We start from the raw sequence: 12,275 nt of genomic DNA on the forward strand, positions 1-12,275 counted from the left end.
TTGGATATGACCATGAATAGCTTTTCTACTTTTGCATTCAGCGCCGCCGACGGCTTTGACGAGGTGGCCATCCGCAAGGCCTTCGCCAATGCCGTGCCGCTGCGAACCGTCGTCGTCTATTGTTACGACCCGCGGGCCGCCCAGATTCCGGAAATCGTCGCCGATCGGCTTGGCGATACCTATCCAGGGACGGTTCTGCTGGACGATGAGGGACGGAAGGTTGCCTCTACCGCGACCGTATTCCCCATCGTCGTCGCAGGTGGACGAGCGTTGGACGCCCTACGCTCGATCGCCGTCGCCCAGCACCTGTTCGGCATCGAGAATATCGTGGTCGTCCACCATTCGCAGTGCGGCGCGACGACCTTCACCGCCGACGGCATTATCGATGCCTTCCACCACGAGCAGCATAGCGACATCTCGCATGCCTTCCCGCGCGAGGCTTTGTGCATCGCCGATTACGAGGAGTCGCTGAAAAGCGACGTCGCCCTGATCCGCGACCATCCCGGCACGCCCAAGTCCGCGAACATCTTCGGCTATTTCTACGAGATCGATACCGGGGTGCTGACCCTGGTTGCCGAGAATGTCGGTCGTACGCGTCGCTCGAAATGAAATTCCGCACTACGATCGAAAGGAATTCCCCATGTCCAAGACCAATCCGCTTCTATCCGTTGCCCTGATCGTCTTCGGCGCTCTGTACTGCCTACTTTATCCGATGCTGCTCATCTGGCCTTCGGGCTGGGCATGGCACCACGGCAGTCCCGCCGCGAATGACTATTTCATGATGATCTGCTTCGTTTACATTACGCTTGGCATCTTCATGATCCGCGCAGCCAAGGATCCGAGTGCTCACAGCTCCCTGATTTGGTTCGTTATATGGTCGAGCCTCGCCCATGCGGCGGTCATGGGCTGGGAGTCATTCCGGACGCCCATGATGATCGGCCACCTGATTGGCGACGTCCCGGCGCTTGTGATCATTGCCGGCGTGCTCGCCGTTTTGATGAAGCGCGAGCCTGCTCGGCGTCCAGCGATCGCGTGAAGGCTGGTGCTGGTTGAGAGAGAATTCGCCGTTCTCGGGGGACGGCGAGCCTCTTTTTGTCCCTGTGCCGCGGACAGTCAGGGCAAATCATCACTCGAAAGCAAGAATGGTTGCCCGGTGCTTACGACAACCTCGATTTTGGGCGTCCGCCTCCCCAGGACCCGCAGATCTGAACTTAGCGCTTCCTCACCGCGAATGTCCGCTTTCGACCCATTTCGGACATTGGTCGGCTACGAGGCGCGGGTCCGTGGACGGTCTTATAGGACGAAGTTCAATGCACTAAGGTTCTGAGCGCCGTCCAACCCGATCCAGAAGTCCGCCGCCCCATCCCCATTCGCGTCGCCCTGAACGTAGGTATTCCCGCCGATCTGCTCGTAACGCAGCTGACCGGCGACGTGGCCGAAGGCAGCCGTGCCGATGAAGGCGAAGGCCTGGTCGCCGACCAAGCCCTTGTTTGCGTCAACAAGGTTCAGACGAATCTTGTCGCCCTGCGCCGCGCTGAAATCATGGATGACGTCGCACGTTGCGGCACTGGCTCCTCCAAAGTGTGAATCATCAAAAATGAAGCTATCCGCGCCAGCTCCACCCCACATCTCATCGCGACCAGCATCGCCGCGCAGTAGGTCCGCGCCGTCGCCGCCATAGAGTTTGTCTGCGCCGGTTCCTCCGAACAACCGGTCATTGCCGGTACCACCATCGAGGAGGTCGTCGCCGGCATAGCCGCGAAGCGTGTCGTTTCCGCCGAGGCCGTAGATCGCGTCCGCACTGGATGTGCCTGTCAATGCGTTGTCGAGATTGTCTCCCGTGATGGTGCCTGGAGGTGGCGGCGGCGGCGGAGGCGGGGGCGGGGGCGGTGGTGAAGAGTCTTGAACGATGACGTTTTCGACGTTCGCCGGTTTTGCGTAAAGCGCAGAGGCGTAAAGCAAGACGATTGTATCTGTCCCTTCCCCAGCGTTCTCGACGATGGGGTAAGGAGACGCGGGGTCAACATAATAGGTGTCATTGCCAGTGCCGCCTATGGCGCCCGCACCTTCCGAACTTCGCCATATCAGGCCGATGAAGCAATCGTCGCCGGCACCCCCGTTGAGCCATGCCACTTCATGTCCGTTGGCGTAGAACGTATCATTGCCATCGCCGCCGGAAAAGGTGTTGCGGCGCCCACCGAACAGATCCGCGAACCAAGGCATGTCCACCGAGAAATTGAAGATGTCATCTCCGGCATCCCCATTCACATGGAGGTAAATGCCTTTCCGATAGAAGTTGAAGACATCATTTCCGATCCCGCCTTCATAGGTGCCGAACGGCACATAGACGTCGAATTGATCGCTCCCTGCGTCGCCGTAGGCGGCGGCGACTGCGTCAAATCGCGCATAATCATCGCCGTCCCCCATGTGCGCTACCGTGTAGTTTGAAATGATTCGGAGGCTGTCATTGCCGCCAAGGAAATTGAGTATCAGCGGATCATCCGGATTGGTTGAGCCGGAAGAGACATAGTTATCCGCACCATCAGTGAAGGTCAGCGTCGGCATGGTCGTACCCCCGCGCGCAGCGCACGCTTCTATTCGATCAAAGGGGGCCTCCTGACACATCCGCGATTGGGATGTGCTTATGATTAGCTTATGATCTGCTGATCACACGGGACAAATGGGGGAGTCCGTGCTGAAACTCGCCGACCTCGCCATGCGGGAGGACTTCTCACTCGGGGCACTCTTCGTAAGCCCAGCTCGGCGGTTGGTTAGAGGTCCTGCCGGCGAAATCCATGTTGAGCCTTTAACTATGCAGGTCTTCGTGGTGCTTGCAGACGCCGCGGGCCAAGTCGTGACCCGTAACCACCTCTATGATGAATGCTGGGGCGGGGTGCATGTCGGCGACTACAGCCTGAACCGCGTCATCACGATGGTGCGCCGCATCGCCGCGAAGGTTGGACCCGGCGCCTTCACGATCGAAAGCATCCCCCGAACCGGCTATCGGCTCGTCGTCCACGAGGAGATCAACGAGTGTTCGTCCGGGCTCATCGCAGAGTCCCAGAAACGAGTAATAACCGCCGCGACGCTCTCAGCCGTGCTCGCGCTTACCGGGCTATATTGTTTCCTGATGGATCGCTGGCCGAAGGAGCCTACCGTCGCCTTCGCGGCGGCAGATCCTCGATCTCTCGCCTTGGCACGCAGCATAGGCATTGCGGCTACCGAAAAGGCGACAGAGTTCGACACCGACTTTAGGCTGTTAGATGAGGCCGACCACGACCGTCACTCGGCCGATTTCGTCCTGAGAGTGCGTGAAGGCGTGCTCGCCGGCGATCCGACCGTGGATCTCACATTGATATCTAACGTCGATAAATCCGTGCTTTGGAACTGGTCCGCGCGCCAATCGCAGGATGGTGCGGGTCCAGTTCAGCGAGCGGCCGAGACCAGGGGAGCGATGGTCGTCGTTTGTGCCGCCGAGACGCGGGCGAACGGCCGCGCCCTCGCCGACGAGATGACAGTAAAATTATACCTTGATGCGTGCGCCAAGTTTGAAAGCTGGTCAGGAGCGGAGCTTAAGCTGCTCGTGGCGGCCTTCCAACGCGTGACCGAGCAAGCGCCGAAATTGCGCGGAGCGTGGGCCAAGCTGCTCATTAGCAAGTCAGAAGCCATTGAGGGTTATCCGCCTGTCGACCTGAAGGAGAGCCTTCGAAAAGATATACGCAGCGCGTTGGCTCACGGCATCGACATCCCCGAAATCTACGGCGCAAGAGCCGCGCTGCTCCCTCCCAATGCGCGGTTCGAAAGGATTGCCCTCAGCGACGCGGCGCTTGCGCGCTATCCACGAAACATCGGCTATCTGATGGGCAGGTCGTGGATGCTTCGCCAGGTAGGGCGCATGGACGAGGCCGCGACCGCTGCCCAGAACGCAGCGGAACTATACCCGAGATCGTCCGCGGCCAGCACCGAATATGTCAATTCGTTGATACAGTCCGGTCGGGTCGACGCAGCGCGGACCGTGCTTGCGAAGGCTGAGCGGATTTCACCCGATGCGCCGAACCTGATCGGAGCTCGGTGGCGTCTGGAAATGCGCTACGGTGATGCCAAACGAGCGCTCGCGATGGCGCGTAGCGGCGATTGGGTGGTCGACAAGCCGATGATCAGCTTCCTCGACGCGAAAGCGAACCCAACCAAGGAAAACATCGATCGCGCCGTCGCAGAGCTTACGGCACAATATCGGGCGGATCCCCTCGAACCAGGCCTTCTGGCGCAGGCCCTTGGCGAGTTCGGCCGCCCCAACGATGTGATCCAGCTGCTCCTGAACTATCCGTATGGCAGTGAGTCCGGTGACGGGGCCGAGATGCTCTTTCGGCCTTCCTTGCGAGAGGTACGGCGGGACCGTCGCTTCATGCAGATCGCCCAGAATTTCGGGGTGGCAGACTATTGGCGACGGAGTGGCACACTACCGGACTTTTGTTTCGAGCCGGGTCTACCCTACGACTGCAAGGAAGAGCTTGCTAAGGTTTCTCCGCGACGGGCCAAGGCCCTCTAGACGCATCCGAACGTCCGCTTGCCACCGAGATCGAGATTGATCATCGCGAGATGCTTCAATGGTTCACGGCGACGCCTACGAAGAAATAACGGCCTAACGCATCGTAGAGGCTGGGATAGGTGTTGCCGTTGGTGCCTTGCCCTGACGCTGTATTCGCGGTTCCGCCGAGGACCGGTGGGGATCTATCGAGCAGATTATTGACGCCCAACCGAAGCTCATAATTCGGAGTGATGCGGAACAGCGTCGCGAGATCGAGATAGTTCTGCGCACCAATGGTCGCGTCGCCCGGATAGAAAGGCTCCTCTGGCCGGAGCTTGATCGATGCGAGGTCGACCGCGGCTATGTGGCGCCAGTTGAGGGAAAGCGAGAAGTGGCTCGCGGGCTCCCAAGTCACCCGAGCCGTGTGTCGCCATCGGGGAAACGGCGTCGGACAGGGAAAGCCAAAGCGCCCGAGACAAGCCACGGAGATTCCGGCGAATTCGGCGACGTTTTTTGTCTGGCGACTGCCGAGGAAGCCGAGATTCATTTTCCCGTAGCGACCCAGCTTCCGCACGTAGTTCGCTCCGACATCGATGCCGCGTGTCTTCAAGGTTCCGATGTTCGCGTTGCGATCGTCGACGAAGCCCTGATGGCTGAGCCACAGGGAGCCCGACGAATCCCGGTGGACGCGACCGCAGAAGAGCGGGTCTCCGGTTCGGATGCAGGTGTCCATGATCACCTCGGCTCCGATCTCGAAGATCCATCCCTTGAGGTCGATGTCCCACCAGTCGACGGTGAGATTGAAGCCAGGCACAAATCGCGGTTCCAACACGATCCCTATCGTTCGCGTGGTCGCCGTTTCTGGCTGAAGATCCGGGTTGCCACCGAAAATCGCGTTGTACCCGCGAAGTCCGGCGTCAGGCACCGCGAGTATGTGCCCGTATTGAGCCGCCGAAACCCCAGTCCTTGCACACTCCTCGAAAGTCGCGTCGGGCGACGACCCTGCACACGGGTCGTTTGGAAATTCATAGCTGTCGATGGACGTGAAGAGCTCGGCAATGTTCGGCGCACGCACCGCGCGTTGCTGGCTGGCCCGCAGCCGCAATCCGCGAACTGCGGTCAGGTCCAGCGCAAGCTTGTACGCATCCGCTCGAAAATTGCTTTCCGAGTTCCGGTACCAGGAGTGGCGATAGCCCCCCTCGAAGGTCAGACTTTCAACCAGGTGCTTCGTGACGAGGGGCAAGCGAATCTCACCGAACAGCTCCTTGATGGTGACCGCACCGTGAATCGGGAATCTCGCCTCCGTGCCGACAAGATCCCCGCTCCGCGCAGCCTCATCGGGATCAAAGTCGAGCCGGTCCTTGCGATACTCCGCACCGAAGTTGATCGAAGGCGTCTCGTCGGACCACGGGCTGCGCAGGGCCCACTCGCCCAGATCGATCGTGCTGTTCGCGTTGGCGACCTTCTCCGTGACTTTCGTGCGCCGAGTGGATTCGGTGTCCATGTAGGCGACTACTTGCGGCGTCACGCCACCAAGCACGAAAATATCCCAGGGTACGCAGTCCGCATCCTCGCCGGTACGAACTGAACGACAGACAGGTTGTCCAGTTTGCGGATCGTTGATGACGTCGAGCGCACGCCTCATGCGAGTCACTGAGAGGTCGCCGGTGACCACGCCGCGGGTACTGGCGTCGGTGGAAATATAGCTTACGTCATAGACGACCCCGCGGCCGAGATCGCCCTTCAATCCCCCAACGAGCCGCAGGTTCTTGTGTCGTAAATCGTCCTGTCGTGGACCTCCTTCGACATTGCGACGGCCAATGAACAGCGAGCCCCGAAGATAGCTCCCGCCCGTGACAGGATCGACGAACTCGATCGGAGCACCGCCCTGTTCCTCACCGACAAAATTTCCCGGGAAGCACACCAAAGAGCGTTGCTGAACCGACAATAATGGATTGTCGCAATTGATCGTCTGCGTAGTCAGGAAATCGGCCGACGGGGCGATTTGAGCGAGCGATCGGTCGTCCATGTACATGACTTCCAGGTACGGATGGATTGCCTGCGAGATCTCGAAATCGGCAAAGCCGCCGCCGGTGTAGCGACGATCCGAACGCTGGAAGTAATTAAACGGAGCGAAATTATAGGGGACGAAACCCGGTTCGAAGGTCCTGTCGGGCCCGAGCTGGAACACGTCGAAAAAGGTGAAGAAGTTGCCCGGGAAAGCAGCTTCCGAGCCCGAACAGCTGGTGATGTTGGGATTTGCTTCCCCGACAATCCCGAAGGCACAGGCGCTATAGTCGCGGCGATCCTGCGTGATCTCCGACACATTTCGGTATCCACCGTAGACTGTGACGTGAGCGCGATCATCGAGGAAGCTGTGCCCGAACGCCGCGTTGATATCTTGGCGGCCTCCATCGGCCACGTTCCCGCTAGGATGGTTGATCCCCGCCTCAGCCAGAAGATCTTTCCAGGGCGGACCAATGTCATTGTTGTGCTGGAAGAACGACGCCTGGGCATCGACGCGTAAGCCACGCAGCCCGGTGTCGAGAATGAAATTGACCACACCAGCTACCGCATCCGAGCCGTAAACCGCGGCGGCGCCCCCGGTGAGAACCTCTATTCGCTGGATGAGCGAAGCCGGAACCGAGTTGATATCGGGCACCGTCTTGTCGCCGGGGCCAACCCGGCGGCTATTGATAAGCACCAGAGTGCGCGCCGGACCGAGGCCCCGAAGGTCGACTTCGGCAGTGCCCGTCGCCCCGTCCGAAACGAATAGTCCCTGGCCCGGGCGAACCTGGGGCAGCTGGTTGAGCAGCTCCTCGATTGCGACCGCGCCCTCGAGCTTGATCTCTGCGCTCGGCACGACTGTGACCGGGCTCACTGCCGTAAGATTTGTCCGCGGGATTCGGGAGCCCGTAATGACGATTGGCGTCTGGGTCGCTTGAGGCTCCTGAGGCTCCGCCGCCGTCGCCACCCCCTGAGCCATCGCATTTACTGGAGACTGGGGCTGGGCTGCGGCAGCGGACGCTGGCTCAATGCCGGCGACCGCTACCAAGGCCGTGCCGCACAGCAGCCGGCGCAAAACGGCAGTGTTTGCCCCCATCCGCACCAGACCTTTCTCGATCCTCAGCGCGAACAAAAAGATACATATGATGCTTGTTAAATACGAGGAAAATGAACCGCGATCAGCGCCGCTTCAGCAATTGGGGACAGATAGGCTCCGGGTCCTTGCGGCAGAAATCGGGCGGGCGACCGCTCCGCCAATAGTCGAGCAGACCGACACGCTGCGCGAGTTGGAGATAGCGCGGGTCACGGCGCATCGGTGCCGCCGACGGGGACGTGATGAACTCTAGCGACCCCGCGCCGAATGGGTCATCCAACCAGATGCGCTCGGTTTCAGCGGGTGTTTGGCCGACGCGCTGTGGGTAAAGCCTGTCGGCGATTGCGTAAGCGCCATCCTCATCGCCGAGCCTAGCAAGCACGAGCATGCAGGAAACACTTAGCCAGTAGTCATCCTCATCGGTGCAGGCTCGCCTCGCAGCGCCAACCGATTTCGTTTTCAACGCGGCGACGAGAGGAGCGGACCCCGCGTACTGCGGAAGAAGCTTCTTTGCATCCATGTCGCGCTCGATGTCGGGCAACGCTTGGAAATCGCCTCGATCGATCACGCCTGAAATTCGGTCACGGAAGAATGACCCTTTAAATTCAGGCCACCAACGCGCGCCCTGCTGGTACAGCTCCTCGGCTTCATCACCCTCGTCGACATATTCGAGCATCTTGAGCATCCAGGAGATCTTCGTCGGCACATAGAGGTCATGCGTGTAGCTTAACCTTGCGAGTTCCAGCGCCTCGCCCGGGCGGCCTACCGACCGGAGCAGGTGACTCAGGAAGGCGTTGAGGAACGGCGCGTCGGGATCGACGCGCCGGCCCGCGCGAAGAGAATCCTCGCACCCTGCTAAGAGCGCTTCGCTGTGAAGGTTGCACCAAACCGCATAAGTATCGCCGAAGCGAGGGCTCATCTTGATCGCGCGGTCAGCGGCACTTCGCGCCGCGACCACCTCTCCGGGCCGTTCGTCGCGCGGGATCTGATCCAGTACGAACGATGTATTGAAGGCCACCCCGATTTGGGCGGCGGCGAGGCTGGGCGCTTTCGCCGCAACGCGTTTCAAGTTTTGATATGGCTGCAGCCCGAAGCGATCACCGGCGAAGTTCTCGCCTTGGAGAAGGTCTGCCAGCAGAGCCGGATCTATTGGCCGTCTGCGGTCCAGCAACATCATCGGATATGCCCAGGTGAGGTTGCCGGCGAGTTGCGCACCGATGCGCTCCGGCAAGTTGCCGACATCTTCGCGAGATACCTCGAACCGTTGTGAGAAAACCGTCACCTGGCTGGCGGCTTCGTCTAGTCTGACAGTGGCTAGGATCTTGCCCGCGGTCCTGCTCAAGTCGCCAGAGATCAAGAAGTCTACGGGGGAGCGATCCGCTTGCGGAGCGGAATCCATAAGCCGCACCGGCACGCCGCTCTGGGAGAAGGTGTGCCCGAGCGAGTCACGAGCCTGCAAACCGAGTTGACGCAATTCGGCATCGGACGAAGTGAAGGGCAGCACGCCGATCGTCGGCTTCAAAGCGCTGCTCGACTGATCGCCCTTTAGATAAAAGTAGGCGCCAGCAGTCGCGAGCAAAAATGCAAGCATCGCGGCGAGGATGATTGACGGTCTGCCCAAGACCCGAGCGGGACGCGGGAGCTTCGCAGTACGCGAGGTCGGCGGCAACTCCTCCTTGCCCTGCAGCCGCCGCTCAACCGACCGCAGCAATTCAGCGGTGCGTACGTCACGCTTTGCGGCTTTCCAGCCGGTTAGATCGACCGTGTGGAATTGGCGAAAGCCCATCGGCGGGAGCGAACCGTCGATGCTGACGGGGACCAGCCTCCCTTTGTCTCCGCCTACTCCTGCCTCGTCACGCACCCACCGAGACTTGATGGATTCCTTGGACCAGGCGACGACAACCGCATCGGACTTTTCTAATGCAGCTTCGATTTCCTCAGAGAACTCTTCTCCGCCGTCCAGCCGCCGGTCCCACCAGACCTCGTGGCCGGCGGTTTCAAGTGCACGGGCGAGTTTCTCAGCGCACGCTCGGTCTTCCCGCGCGTAGCTAAGGAAAATGGCCGCCATCCGCCCTCCGGTCGCGCACGCTGCGCCGGGGCAACTACCAAGTCAACGGAGCGAAATCACTCCGGGAAAGCGATTGGCTCGCTTGTTCGCACTAACGCCGATCCAGAGGCGCTCGCAGTTAGCGGATTGCGCAGGACCTCGCCCCACCCCTTCCGGACGCTGAGGGCTTAGGTCTTCTTTCGACCCAAATCACACATTAGGTTCGCTCACACTAAAGTTCTAATCCGGCCTTCAACCTTGCCGCCGCTGCCGACAGCCGTCGGCCAACCGCGTTCTGGAGAACGGGGTCGTCGGGATCAAAACCTCCCCCGTCGCGTCCGTCGGAAGGTAGCGAATGAATCGCGACAAGTTCGTCATACTTGGCAGCCAGTTCGAGGTGGATGTTTGCGATGTTGGCAGAGGTGGCTTGTGACGCACGTTGGCGTTCTTCTTCCGCACGCAAGCGGAAGTAATCTTGATCTGGCGGAAGCATGATTGTGCTCCTGGCGAAGCAAGCGGGAGCACGACGAATTCTCTCGGTCAGGCGGATGCTCACAGTTGGAGGTCGTCGCCTGATGTGTCTCGTATACGCCCCATCAGCCGATTGACCTAATCTGGCGATAATGTCCGCTTTCCACCCAAAGCTGCCATTAGTGGCCAGCAAAGGGCCGCGCACGACAGTGATCCAAGGTAGTATCGGCAACTAGTCGCTGAGCGCCCAGTTCGTGATCGATGTGGATAAATCCGTACGCTTTCGCAGCCGGCCTCTCAGGCTCGGCGGGCTGAAAAGGCGAAGCTAATTGGGCGCCGGTGTGCTAATGGCGTCCCATCATCGGCAATTCCTCCCGCAGGCGTCGATGGCTGAGAGTCTTTTCATGCTCCCGCTTGCAGCGCCGGAGCATGTCCATGAACCACCCCTACCGCCATCCGCTTGTCGACCCTATCCCGGACAGGGCGATCGAGCTGAAGCTTGAACAACTTGCCGCGTCCTACGCTCGGCAAGCTGCCGCCGGACCGCCCGGCGCTCGTGCCGAACTCGACCGCTATGACGTCCCGGTGATTCTTCAGGCTGTCTACGAATGGGGCGGATACCGCTACAGCAATGCATCGAATGCCATTGCGGCTGCTAAGCGAGGCACAAAGTGAGCCGCGCGTTCAACCTCGCAATGACCGAGGCGGACGTCATCAAGCACTGCCGTGACCAAAACATCGCAATCTCCGCGCTCGAGGCACTTCCTGACGGCGGTTTGCGATTGGTTTGCATGAGCGGATATGGAGCGGCTCAGATCCAGTCGAACCTTAAGAGACACATCATTGAGGGCGAAGTCCGGCGCGAACGGTTCCGGCCCGTGCGGCCCCTGTGGTGATCGCGATCCCGAGCGAGCATGGGTTGCTCGAATGGGAAATCGAAGGTGGGTCGCTCGCTGACCTGGCGCGAGCTGACGAGACACTCGACGGCTGGCCGCGGATCAGGTTCAAGCACAGCGCCGTGGCCTGGTCTCGCCGACCTAAGCTGCTCGGAGCAGCCGAAAGTTACAGCGGTCCCAGTCGCACCCGGCGTCATTGAGCAGTAGCGATGGCGATCGACAAGGGTGGACTGATCGGCTGGCGCGCATTGAGTTGAAAGGCACCAAACCAACGATGAGCGAGTATCAGCTGTATCTCTTTAATCATCCCGATCACCTTCCCCCGGCGGAAAGATTTCGATCGTTTAATGACTTGTGCGCGAAGCTGTTTGCGGAAAAGAGCGCCGAAGCTGGGCCAATGGAACTTTGGTCCGGCGCCCGAATGGTCAAACGGTGGTCGAGGTCCTGGACTGCCCCCATGGAAGAAACGGCCCCTTGCTTCTTTGGCACTAGGGCATGGGGGCCATTGTGAGCGCCGAGAATTGGCATGAGGAGCGTGACAGGCTGCTGAAGCTGATCAAAGGCATCGAATCCGGCGCAGTCACACACATCGACGAGGACGACGAGCGGCAGCTCCAGCCGACGAGCACCGAGAATATCGCGAACCTGAAGGAGCGCCTGGCGAAGCTCAACGTCCGCCTGGGCGACGACGGCAACTAGGGCTTAGGCGCTGGCGCGGGCCGGTCGTACAAGGTGGATAGCCTTGGCGCAGTGGCAGAGCTGTTGCTGCGGATAAAGGCTTCCGCTTCGCGCATTGTGGCGAAGGCACGCTGAAACGCGCGGCCGCTGCTGCGCGTCAGAATGGCGTGATAGGGCAACGGGTGGCCGGGCACGTGGACCACCTGCGTTGCGGCCGCGGCGCGCTGACCAGTTTCGAAAGGGTCCCAAGGCGGATTGGATGACAAAGCGCCTATCCCGCCTAGGCCCTGAGGGCCATTTCCTCGAGAAGCCTCTCGACTCGCTGAAGTCCCTCGGCGCTCTCGACCGCCAGATGCAGCGGCTGCGCCTCAAGCTGGTCGTGGCGGGTGTTGAGGAAGGCGATGACCGACGGGGCCGCACCGAAGTGCTGCCAGGCGCGCTGGAGGACATCATTCTGTCGCTGCATCTGTTCGGGTGATGGGCGCGGCGCGTTGGTGCGCTTGCGGAACATCATCCTCTTGGGCCGATCCTGCGCAGCATCCTCCGGCCCTGCGT

At 60.5% G+C, this 12,275-nt stretch carries 12 protein-coding genes; 8 read left to right on the forward strand and 4 right to left on the reverse strand.

The features are described from left to right. Positions 1-12 precede the first annotated feature (12 nt). Both LZ538_RS06830 and LZ538_RS06835 read left to right on the forward strand, forming a co-directional pair. The gene (locus tag LZ538_RS06830) at positions 13-609 is read left to right on the forward strand and encodes a carbonic anhydrase (RefSeq protein WP_249831241.1); all 597 of its coding nucleotides are present in this window, start codon (positions 13-15) and stop codon (positions 607-609) included. A gap of 31 nt (positions 610-640) precedes the next feature. Further along, a complete protein-coding gene (locus LZ538_RS06835; protein WP_249831242.1) occupies positions 641-1,036 on the forward strand; it encodes a DUF6632 domain-containing protein in 396 nt (131 codons plus the stop codon). Between the two features lie 257 nt (positions 1,037-1,293). Here the strand turns inward: LZ538_RS06835 and LZ538_RS06840 are convergent, their stop codons facing one another. Next, positions 1,294-2,565 carry a calcium-binding protein gene (locus LZ538_RS06840; protein ID WP_249831243.1) on the reverse strand — a complete coding sequence of 424 codons (1,272 nt, stop codon included), beginning with the start codon at positions 2,563-2,565 and terminating at the stop codon, positions 1,294-1,296. 127 nt (positions 2,566-2,692) lie between these two features. Between LZ538_RS06840 and LZ538_RS06845 the strand changes: the two genes are divergently transcribed. After that, entirely contained in the window at positions 2,693-4,549 is a 1,857-nt protein-coding gene (locus LZ538_RS06845; protein WP_249831244.1) for a winged helix-turn-helix domain-containing protein, read from the forward strand. Positions 4,550-4,604: 55 nt separating this feature from the next. Here the strand turns inward: LZ538_RS06845 and LZ538_RS06850 are convergent, their stop codons facing one another. The 3 genes from LZ538_RS06850 to LZ538_RS06860 all read right to left on the reverse strand — a co-directional run bounded on the left by LZ538_RS06850 (position 4,605) and on the right by LZ538_RS06860 (position 10,168). Next, positions 4,605-7,667 carry a TonB-dependent receptor plug domain-containing protein gene (locus LZ538_RS06850; RefSeq protein ID WP_249831245.1) on the reverse strand — a complete coding sequence of 1,021 codons (3,063 nt, stop codon included), beginning with the start codon at positions 7,665-7,667 and terminating at the stop codon, positions 4,605-4,607. Between the two features lie 46 nt (positions 7,668-7,713). Next, positions 7,714-9,696 (reverse strand): TIR domain-containing protein, encoded by a 1,983-nt coding sequence (locus LZ538_RS06855; protein WP_249831246.1) that lies wholly within the window; start codon positions 9,694-9,696, stop codon positions 7,714-7,716. Between the two features lie 211 nt (positions 9,697-9,907). Further along, positions 9,908-10,168 carry a hypothetical protein gene (locus LZ538_RS06860; RefSeq protein ID WP_249831247.1) on the reverse strand — a complete coding sequence of 87 codons (261 nt, stop codon included), beginning with the start codon at positions 10,166-10,168 and terminating at the stop codon, positions 9,908-9,910. 413 nt (positions 10,169-10,581) lie between these two features. On the opposite strand from LZ538_RS06860, the gene LZ538_RS06865 reads away from it, so the two are divergent. From LZ538_RS06865 to LZ538_RS06885, 5 genes are all read left to right on the forward strand, one after another. Further along, positions 10,582-10,821, forward strand: coding sequence for a hypothetical protein (locus LZ538_RS06865; protein WP_249831248.1), 240 nt, complete (start codon positions 10,582-10,584; stop codon positions 10,819-10,821). Then, entirely contained in the window at positions 10,818-11,042 is a 225-nt protein-coding gene (locus tag LZ538_RS06870; protein ID WP_249831249.1) for a hypothetical protein, read from the forward strand. Before LZ538_RS06865 ends, LZ538_RS06870 begins: the two co-directional genes overlap by 4 nt. Further along, positions 11,039-11,242, forward strand: coding sequence for a hypothetical protein (locus tag LZ538_RS06875; RefSeq protein WP_249831250.1), 204 nt, complete (start codon positions 11,039-11,041; stop codon positions 11,240-11,242). Before LZ538_RS06870 ends, LZ538_RS06875 begins: the two co-directional genes overlap by 4 nt. Positions 11,243-11,549: 307 nt before the next feature. Next, positions 11,550-11,741 (forward strand): hypothetical protein, encoded by a 192-nt coding sequence (locus LZ538_RS06880; RefSeq protein ID WP_249831251.1) that lies wholly within the window; start codon positions 11,550-11,552, stop codon positions 11,739-11,741. A 238-nt stretch (positions 11,742-11,979) separates the two neighbouring features. Beyond that, positions 11,980-12,198, forward strand: coding sequence for a hypothetical protein (locus tag LZ538_RS06885; protein WP_249831252.1), 219 nt, complete (start codon positions 11,980-11,982; stop codon positions 12,196-12,198). Positions 12,199-12,275 lie beyond the last annotated feature (77 nt).

It is taken from the genome of Sphingomonas hankyongi, from assembly GCF_023516575.1.
Taxonomy (GTDB): Bacteria; Pseudomonadota; Alphaproteobacteria; order Sphingomonadales; family Sphingomonadaceae; genus Sphingomicrobium; species Sphingomicrobium hankyongi.

Excerpts from the sequence above, each read along its gene's own strand:
- LZ538_RS06830 (WP_249831241.1), top strand. The coding sequence starts at position 13 with ATGAATAGCTTTTCTACTTTTGCATTCAGCGCCGCCGACGGCTTTGAC.
- LZ538_RS06835 (WP_249831242.1), top strand. The coding sequence starts at position 641 with ATGTCCAAGACCAATCCGCTTCTATCCGTTGCCCTGATCGTCTTCGGC.
- LZ538_RS06840 (WP_249831243.1), bottom strand. The coding sequence starts at position 2,565 with ATGCCGACGCTGACCTTCACTGATGGTGCGGATAACTATGTCTCTTCC.
- LZ538_RS06855 (WP_249831246.1), bottom strand. The coding sequence starts at position 9,696 with ATGGCGGCCATTTTCCTTAGCTACGCGCGGGAAGACCGAGCGTGCGCT.
- LZ538_RS06860 (WP_249831247.1), bottom strand. The coding sequence starts at position 10,168 with ATGCTTCCGCCAGATCAAGATTACTTCCGCTTGCGTGCGGAAGAAGAA.
- LZ538_RS06865 (WP_249831248.1), top strand. The coding sequence starts at position 10,582 with ATGAACCACCCCTACCGCCATCCGCTTGTCGACCCTATCCCGGACAGG.
- LZ538_RS06885 (WP_249831252.1), top strand. The coding sequence starts at position 11,980 with ATGACAAAGCGCCTATCCCGCCTAGGCCCTGAGGGCCATTTCCTCGAG.